Origin of the sequence: Mycobacterium sp. NAZ190054 (genome assembly GCF_001545925.1) — a bacterium.
Taxonomy (GTDB): Bacteria; Actinomycetota; Actinomycetes; order Mycobacteriales; family Mycobacteriaceae; genus Mycobacterium.
In genome coordinates this window covers 1-2,826 of the sequence record NZ_LMVQ01000366.1, presented here as the reverse complement: position 1 = coordinate 2,826, position 2,826 = coordinate 1, and the positions used below count along the sequence as shown (strand labels likewise).

Annotated in this window: 2 protein-coding genes; both read left to right on the top strand. The window is 71.5% G+C overall.

Features of this window, described 5'->3' with window-relative positions; all coding sequences use genetic code 11:
• Positions 1–1,266 (top strand): PD-(D/E)XK nuclease family protein (locus ASJ79_RS21755; RefSeq protein ID WP_156448570.1); only part of this gene is annotated, 1,266 nt, incomplete at its 5' end.
• Positions 1,263–2,826, top strand: a 1,564-nt coding sequence (locus tag ASJ79_RS21750; protein WP_231750969.1) for an ATP-dependent helicase, incomplete at its 3' end; no start/stop codon positions are given. The genes ASJ79_RS21755 and ASJ79_RS21750, both read left to right, overlap by 4 nt.

Here is a 2,826-nt window from a genome sequence, read left to right as displayed (position 1 = left end):
GACCGCTACCAGGTGTCCTACCTGACCGAGCACCCCGGCTACTACCTGACCGGCGACGGCGGCCGTTTCGACGACGACGGCTACCTGTACGTGATGGGTCGCATCGACGACGTCATCAACGTGGCCGAGGAACGCAGGCTGCTCATCGCCGCCCTCGGCCGGGCCCGCAGCCGTCTGCTGGTGACCGCCGTGGACAGCGACCGCGGGGACGAGGCGATGTTGCCGTCCGCGTTCTGCCACGAGATCGCCGCGCTGGCCACCGAACCGGCACCCCAACCTCCGGCCCCGATCGCCGCTCCGCGGGTGTTGGCGCCGTCGGCGCTCGTCGGACGGTTGAGGTCGGTGGTGTGTGCCGCCCCGGGAACAGTCGATGACACCGAAAGAGCCTGCGCGGCAGCGCAACTGGCCCGCCTGGCCGACGCCGGTGTGCACGGCGCGGACCCGGCGACGTGGTACGGGGCACGCGATCTGTCCAGCGAGGAACCGCTGTGGGAGGCCGGCGAGCACGTGGTCACACTGTCGCCGTCGACGCTGCAGATGCTGTCGGACTGCCCGCTGCGCTGGCTGCTCGAACGCCACGGCGGTTCCCGCGGCACCGACGTGCGCTCGGCGCTGGGCTCACTGGTGCATGCCCTGATCTCCGAGGCCCGGATCGAGATGCAGCTGCTCAACGGGCTCGAGAAGGTCTGGGAGGAACTGCCTTTCGACGCACGGTGGTATGCCGACAACGAACGGGACCGGCACCTGGAGATGCTGGGCACCTTCCTGAGGTGGCGGGAGGACACCCGGGCAGAGCTCACCGAGGTCGGCACCGAGGTCGAGGTCGGCGGTCAGGTCACCGAGGCCGACGGTGACCTGCCGGCCGTGCAGGTCCGCGGCCGGTTGGACCGGCTGGAGCGCGACAGCGAGGGCCGCCTCGTCGTGATCGACGTCAAGACCGGGAAAAGCCCTGTGAGCAAGGACGACGCGCAGAGCCACGCGCAGTTGGCGCTGTACCAGCTGGCGGTGGCGGCCGGCCTGCTCGCCGACGGCGACGAGCCCGGTGGCGGGCGGTTGGTGTACCTCGGCAAGACGACCGGTGGCGGCGCGACCGAACGTCACCAGGACGCGTTGACCACCGACGGCCGCGCCGATTGGACAGAGCAGGTCCGGCGCGCCGCCGCGGCGACGCAGGGTCCGCAGTTCGTGGCCAGGGTCAACGACGGCTGCGCGCACTGCCCGGTCCGCGCGATGTGCCCGGCCCAGAACCCCAGGAGCGAAGCATGACAGCTCCGCGCTACAGCCCCGCCGAACTGTCAAGAGCACTCGGTCTTTTCGAGCCCACCGACGAGCAGGCCGCGGTGATCTCCGCGGCGCCGGAACCGCTCGTGGTGATCGCCGGTGCCGGGGCAGGCAAGACCGAGACCATGGCGGCACGGGTGGTGTGGCTGGTCGCGAACGGTTACGCGCGACCGGGCGAGGTGCTCGGCCTGACCTTCACCCGCAAGGCGGCGGGTCAGCTGCTGCGCCGGGTGCGTGCCCGGCTGGCGCGGCTGGCCGGTGCCGGCCTGATGCTTCCGGCGGGCAGTACCGATCTCGCCGACGACCCCGTCACCATCGGCACCTACCACGCGTTCGCCGGAAACCTGCTCCGCGAGTTCGGTCTGCTGTCCCCGGCAAGCGGCGGCGGTGCCCACCCGGTCGAGCCCGACACCCGGCTGCTCGGAGGAACCGAGTTGTGGCAGTTGGCCTTCCGGGTGGTGTGTGAGCATCCGGCGGCGCTGGAGACCGAGAAGTCACCGTCGGCGATCACCGACATGGTGCTGCGGCTGGCGGGGCAGCTGTCCGAACACCTCGTCGACACCGCGCAGCTGCGCGACACCCACGTCGAGCTCGAGCGGCTGGTGCACACGCTGCCCGCCGGCCGGTACCAGCGCGACCGCGGACCCAGCCAGTGGCTGCTGCGCATGCTGGCGACCCAGACCGAGCGCACGATGCTGGTTCCGCTGATCGACGCGCTGCACCAGCGGATGCGCGACGAACGGGTGATGGATTTCGGCATGCAGATGGCCTCGGCCGCGCGGCTGGCGTCGCAGTGCCCCCAGGTCGGCGAACAACTGCGTCAGCGCTACCGGGTGGTGTTGCTCGACGAGTACCAGGACACCGGCCACGCGCAACGGGTCGCGTTGTCCTCGCTGTTCGGCGGCGGGGCCGACGACGGGTTGGCGCTGACCGCCGTCGGTGACCCGATCCAGTCGATCTACGGCTGGCGCGGCGCGTCGGCGACCAACCTGCCGCGCTTCACCACCGATTTCCCGCTCTCGGACGGGACCCCGGCGCCGACCCTGGAGCTGCGCACCAGCTGGCGCAACCCGCCGGAGGTCCTGCATCTGGCCAATGAGGTGTCCGCCGACGCGCGGCGCCGCTCGGTGGCGGTCCGTGCGCTGCGGCCGCGCCCGGGCGCGGAACCGGGAAGTGTGCGGTGTGCGCTGCTGACCGACGTCGAGGCCGAGCGGGAGTGGGTGGCCGATCAGATCGCGTCCCGCTGGCACGGTGGTGTCGAGACGGGTGGGACGCCGCCCACGGCCGCGGTCCTGGTGCGCCGCAACGCCGATGCCGGTCCGATGGCCGAGGTGCTGAGCCGCCGGGCGGTGCCGGTGGAGGTGGTCGGCCTGGCCGGATTGCTGGCCGTGCCCGAGGTCGCCGATGTGGTCGCGATGCTGCGGCGTGGCGTCCCGCAACGAGTCGGTCAACGTCTGCAGCGCCATCTCGAACCTCGGCTTGTCCAGCGCACTGACATTCTGGCCGAGATCCTGCAGAGCCGTGTTGAGGGTGTACGCGGTCGTG